This window comes from Achromobacter sp. DMS1 (genome assembly GCF_001270295.1).
This window is the reverse complement of record NZ_LHSJ01000275.1, coordinates 1-5,266: the sequence shown is the minus strand read 5'-3', so window position 1 is coordinate 5,266 and position 5,266 is coordinate 1. Positions and strand designations below refer to the sequence as shown.

Genomic DNA, 5,266 nt, shown 5'->3' with positions numbered 1-5,266 from the left:
TGGTGATGTGCTCGAACACCACCTTGAGCGCCGGGAACGCGCGGCGCAGCGGCACCATGACCCGCTCGACGAACACCGCTTCGCGGTCGAACACGTCGATGGCCGGATCRAGYCRCTKCGCCTGCTGSWSGGAKCRGCGSCMKGCSGCRRYWCCGACGCCATGGCGCGCGCCGTGGCCGACAAGCTGGGGCCCCTGCTGGGCCAGACCGTGGTGGTCGAGAACAAGCCCGGCGCGTCCAACACGCTGGCCGCCGACCTGGCGGCCAAGTCCTCGGACGGGCACACCATGGTCATGGGCGTGTCCACGGCCCACGCCATCGCGCCGCACCTGCTCAAGCTTGGCTACGACAACGACCGCGACCTGGCGCCCGTGGCGTTCGTGGGCGCCGTGCCGAACATCCTGGTGGTGAATAACGACCTGCCGGTGAAAACCGTGCAGGACCTCATCGCCCTGCTCAAGCGCAAGCCCGGCGAGCTCAATTTCGCCAGCAGCGGGGCGGGCAGCACCCAGCACATTGCCGCGGAACTCTTCAAGGATGCCGCTGGCGTAAGCATGGCCCACGTTCCGTATCGCGGCAGCGGCCCGGCCATGGTGGACCTGATGGGCGGCCAGGTTCAGATCGCGTTCGAGACGGCCTCCTCGGTCATCCCGCATGTCAAAAGCGGCAAACTGCGCGCGCTGGCGTACGTCGCACTGGATCATGCGAGAAGCCATCGCGCAGTACGTCGAGCGCGAGGAAAAGCGCGAGGCGTTCAAACAGGATGCGCTCCGGGCCTGGGAGGACTATCAGCGCACCGGCCAGCATCTGACACTTGAGGAAGCCGACGCCTGGCTGGCGAAGCTGGAAGCCGGCGAGGATGCAGAGTTGCCTAAGTGTCACGTCTAATCTGGACGCCGCCGGCACTAGCGGATGTGCTGCGGCTCTATCGCTTCCTCGCGCCCAAGGATGCCAATGCGGCGCAACGCGCGGTGCAGGCTATCCGGGCCGGGGTCAAGATTCTGGCCCATCAGCCACGCATCGGCCGCCCGGTCGAGGACATGGAACCCGAGTTTCGGGAATGGCTGATCGACTTCGGCAACGGCGGCTATGTCGCCCTCTATCGCTTCGACGGGGAGAACATCGCCATTCTTGCCGTTCGGCACCAGAAAGAAGCGGGGTATTGAATGGCACGCCTTTCGGTGACGGTCGATGACGACTTGAAGCGGGATTTTCTCGCGGCCGCGCGTGAGTATGGGTCCAGCGGCGCGGCCCTTGTGCGCGCGTTCATGCAAGCGGTCGTGGACGGCGGCAATGATCTGGATGGCCTGCGCGACCAGGTGCGCGCGGACCTGGAACACCCTGCGCCGGCGCGAACGCCGGCAGCCGCGTTGCAGCTCGTGCGGCGGATCACCCTCGACATGCTGACCGCGCCGGCGAGCCAGTGAAGGACCGAGCGATGAGCAATGAACCCGTTGCCAGTGTGTGGGATGCCATCGAAAACACCCCCGCCGAAGCGGAAAACATGAAGCTGCGTTCGACGCTGATGATGGCCCTGGAAAAGCAAATCCGGGATCACGGATGGACGCCGGCCGAAGCCGCGCGCCGTCTTGGCGTGACGCAACCTCGCGTATCTGACCTGATGCGCGGGAAGATCAACGAATTCGGGCTTGATGCGCTTGTGAGCATGGCCGTCGCTGCGGGTCTGCTCAAGGACGATGCGGCATGGACGCAGCTCAAGGCATTGCTGGCCGAACGGATCGACGCCGGCCTGGCGGGGCAGGTGTCCGCCAAAGGCGTCGGTGAAATTCTCGATGATGAGCTAGCCCAGATCGACGCCGGCACTGGGCTAAATAGCACAGAAAGTCCTTAGCCAAGACGAACGCAACGGGAACGAGCATGACGAAGCTGCACCAGTACAACCAAGATGGGCCTTTTTTCATCACCAAGGAAGTTGCGGCTCAAATGATCGCCGGCGGCTACGAGTTCGAGCCGCCGCTCATTCCTTGCACCATCCGATTGGGTGACATACTGGAGCGCATGATCGATGCCGAGCTGGCATTGCAACCAGGCGAGATTGCAGAGCAGGAACGCAAGCGCCGACAAAACAAGCAGTCTTCGCGCTATGGATCTAATGGGTAAAGTAATGACAGCGAATGGGGCATCGGTAGACGAGACGGAATTGGCTGCGCAGCTTCGCACATGCGGTTTGGTTCGTACTGTTGCGGATCGTGGCTATCGTCGCTTGGATGATAGCCATTCTGCATTGCTCGAGACTCTTGCAACAATATTGAACGCTACTGATGCGCCACCGATTGACCTTCATATCGAAGAAGCGCTGGCGGAGTTGGAGGGACCGCGCTTCTTCTTTGTTCAGCATGTTCTATGCGATTTGATACCCCTTTTGAACGTAGATCAGGATGTCCTTCTTGCCTTCATCACGCGCCTGCTTGATGCGGGCGGCAACGACCTGGCTGCAGGTGCCCCTAGTACTGCTTTTGGGGAATGGACGAGGAAGAACCCAGTCAGAGCTTTCAAGGTCTACGAAGCAGCACGTGCCGGTGATAACCTGGCTTTGCGTCAGCTATTCACGGTTCTCGTAATGAACACCGATATCGAAGAAAGCCTCATTTTCGCGCAGGCTCACGAGCGCGAGGCGAAGCTCGCTGCCCTCTCGGCTTTGGGTGCCATGGAACTGGGTGAACGCTACGACGAGGTGCTCAACATACTGCTCCAAGGGGCGTCCAGCAATGACGAAGACATCGCAGTCCGTTCCCTCGAAGCGGGCTATCGTGCTGCTGCACAGCGAAAAACACTCGCACCAGTCGGCTTGGACGAACAACTTGAACGGGTCGTTCAGACGAGGAGTCCCATCTCGATCCACTTGGCAGTGGACCTGCTGTGGCGTCACCGGGTCGGTCTCACAGAAAACGCTATGAACCTGTGCCTTGATGCCGCTGCGGATGTTGACCCAGATAGCGCAGGAACGATTTCGCACCTCGACCATGCAGCATATCTGCTTGTGGGTGCAGGGCATGCTGAGAAAGTGATTTTCCTGCTTAGTAAGTTATTTGATCGTTCAAAAGGCCGGATTACGCTGAGCGCGTTCCAGAGCACTTACTACGCGCTGAAAAATGCCGGCTCTGATGTGGTGGGTGGCGCGGTTGTGTACTGGCTGCTGAACGGGAATACGTACACCCACCAATGCGTGGCTAGCGAAGTTTGCGGTGTCGGAAACGATGATCCTCCTTTCTCCATCCCTACGTCATCTATTCCATTGGAGCCATTGGATCAACTATATCTCTGCCGCAAGGCCATTGGGTGGTTCTTCATTGATCCTCTGGCCGCAGTTACTATACCGTTAGCGGTACTTCGCGATGGGGCTTCAGATATCAAAAATGATGTCCTCGATCTGATCTATAACCCCTTGCTGGTGAGCTATGGGGGAAAGTTGAAGGACTACCTTGAGCGTTACGCTGAGAGCATTCCGGACCTTGCTGAAGTGCTCACACGAAAGGCGGCACTTCAAGATGCGATGGAAGGTATTGAGCGTTTAGTCGAGCTGCACCCTAGTGAAATGCAGCGCGAGGCGGCACACGTCCAATGGCACGAGCAGATGGAACGGAGCATGGAGCAGGGGCGCCGGAAATCTATTTTTGAGGATCTCGTCACTAAACAATACATCCTATATGGCCGATCGTCGTTGACGCCGATCCACACCGGAGAGGGCACCACACATCTCACCGAGACTGGGATGCATTCGTTCTCGGTCTCGTCAGAGTTGCCCATCCTCGACATCGTTGACCCAGTTGGACTCGAGCATATGCTCTTGCAATTCAAGCTTGAGCAGCGAGAGCAGAGATGAAACTTGTCGTAATGCACTATCTGCGCTCGCTACGCGAGCGTGACGAACTCGACGCTATTCTGCCTGATCTTTTGGCTGAGAGTGGTTTTGAAGTTCTAACCCGTCCCCGTCGCGGTACCCGGCAAGCTGGTGTCGACGTAGCGGCAGTTGGCCCCAATCCCGATCGGGATGGCACTCGAAGCCTGTTCCTGTTTACGATCAAGTCCGGTGATTTGACACGAGAGCATTGGGATACTGGCCAGCAGGCTGTACGTCCGTCGCTGAATGAGGTTTTGGATGACTATATTCCGAACCGCATCCCGCCCCATTTTGCGGATTTGCCTGTTGTTATATGCGTCTGCATGGGCGGCGAGATGCGCGAGGATGTTCGTGCTCAGTGGAGTGGTTACTGTCGGGCGAACGAGAAAGCCAACGTGCACTTTGCCGAATGGAACGGGGATCGTCTCTCCGATTTGATCCTCAGCGGCATGTTGCGTGCTGAGTTAATTGAGAGCGAGAATCGGGGGCTATTTCAGAAGGCGCTAGCGATGCTTGATCAGCCCGACGTCGCTTATCGGCATTTCCGTCAATTACTCAATGTCATCTTCACTGAGCCGAAGAGCCAGGCAGAGCGCACACGTCAGCTACGTAAGGCCTACCTGTGCCTTTGGATACTCTTTGTGTGGGCTCGCGACACCGATAACCTTGAGGCTGCATATCGAGCATCCGAGTTGGTGCTGCTACGCAGTTGGCCCCACTGTGATAGTACCCGTCTAAGCAGGGGAGCGGCGCAACAGGAGCGGTTAGCTCATTTCGATCAGGTTTTCAAACTGCACTTAATCATCGCTCGCCTTCTACTAGTCGAGAAGATTGGCCCGTTCGCCGACAAACGCTATGCGCTTTCAATGGCCGTAAATTCACGTTACGCAGTAGACATCAACATCGCGCTGTTCGAGACACTGGGTAGGTTGTCTCTTCACGGGTTATGGCTAGATGCCATCAGTGCTGGGGGCGATGCGGCATCCGCACAGGCAATGAGTGAAGGAGCAGACGAGGCGCTCAACATAGCAATTGGGATGCTGAACGCGAACCCGGCGCTTGCCGTCCCCGTTCGTGACGATTTCACGATTGAATTGGCTCTGTTTATGCGTCTCGCAGATGTGCGCGGACGCCTATCTAATGTTGCTGATTACATCCGCAGCATGTCCGATCATCTTTGCTACGGACTGCGGGCTCGGCGGCACTATCCGACGCCGACGACAGAATATCGTGATGTCCTCTCACATCCAAGAGAACGCAGTGACGCATACTTCGAAGAGCATACGCGTGCGGGGATTCTTTACACTTTCGTGCTCGCTTGGCTTGCGATGATAGGAGATCAGGAGCGAGCAGAGCAGTTGCGCAGCACGCTGTTAGAGTACGCTCCGCACATGACCCACCAAAT

At 58.1% G+C, this 5,266-nt stretch carries 6 protein-coding genes and 2 pseudogenes; 7 read left to right on the top strand and 1 reads right to left on the bottom strand.

Going from position 1 to position 5,266, the window contains the following annotated elements; genetic code table 11:
• Nucleotides 1-109, bottom strand: a pseudogene (locus AD428_RS26530) (dihydroorotase); the annotation flags it as partial.
• A gap of 9 nt (nt 110-118) precedes the next feature.
• On the opposite strand from AD428_RS26530, the pseudogene AD428_RS22275 reads away from it, so the two are divergent.
• From AD428_RS22275 to AD428_RS22245, 7 genes and pseudogenes are all read left to right on the top strand, one after another.
• Nucleotides 119-685 (top strand): annotated as a pseudogene (locus AD428_RS22275) (Bug family tripartite tricarboxylate transporter substrate binding protein); the annotation flags it as partial.
• Between the two features lie 228 nt (nt 686-913).
• Nucleotides 914-1,165, top strand: coding sequence for a type II toxin-antitoxin system RelE/ParE family toxin (locus AD428_RS22270; protein ID WP_235488858.1), 252 nt, complete (start codon nt 914-916; stop codon nt 1,163-1,165).
• A complete protein-coding gene (locus tag AD428_RS22265; RefSeq protein WP_053244039.1) occupies nt 1,166-1,426 on the top strand; it encodes a hypothetical protein in 261 nt (86 codons plus the stop codon).
• A gap of 11 nt (nt 1,427-1,437) precedes the next feature.
• Nucleotides 1,438-1,851 (top strand): helix-turn-helix domain-containing protein, encoded by a 414-nt coding sequence (locus AD428_RS29030; RefSeq protein WP_082308222.1) that lies wholly within the window; start codon nt 1,438-1,440, stop codon nt 1,849-1,851.
• Nucleotides 1,852-1,877: 26 nt separating this feature from the next.
• Complete coding sequence (locus AD428_RS22255; protein WP_053244038.1) at nt 1,878-2,120, top strand: hypothetical protein; 243 nt, start codon at nt 1,878-1,880, stop codon at nt 2,118-2,120.
• A complete protein-coding gene (locus AD428_RS22250; protein WP_235488838.1) occupies nt 2,104-3,843 on the top strand; it encodes a hypothetical protein in 1,740 nt (579 codons plus the stop codon). The genes AD428_RS22255 and AD428_RS22250 overlap by 17 nt, the downstream gene beginning before the upstream one ends.
• Nucleotides 3,840-5,266: hypothetical protein (locus AD428_RS22245; protein WP_053246623.1), on the top strand; the 1,427-nt coding region annotated here is incomplete at its 3' end. The genes AD428_RS22250 and AD428_RS22245, both read left to right, overlap by 4 nt.

What these genes read in the sequence shown, in the direction of transcription:
- AD428_RS22250 (WP_235488838.1), top strand. Translation starts at nt 2,104, where the DNA reads ATGGATCTAATGGGTAAAGTAATGACAGCGAATGGGGCATCGGTAGAC.
- AD428_RS29030 (WP_082308222.1), top strand. Translation starts at nt 1,438, where the DNA reads ATGAGCAATGAACCCGTTGCCAGTGTGTGGGATGCCATCGAAAACACC.
- AD428_RS22265 (WP_053244039.1), top strand. Translation starts at nt 1,166, where the DNA reads ATGGCACGCCTTTCGGTGACGGTCGATGACGACTTGAAGCGGGATTTT.
- AD428_RS22255 (WP_053244038.1), top strand. Translation starts at nt 1,878, where the DNA reads ATGACGAAGCTGCACCAGTACAACCAAGATGGGCCTTTTTTCATCACC.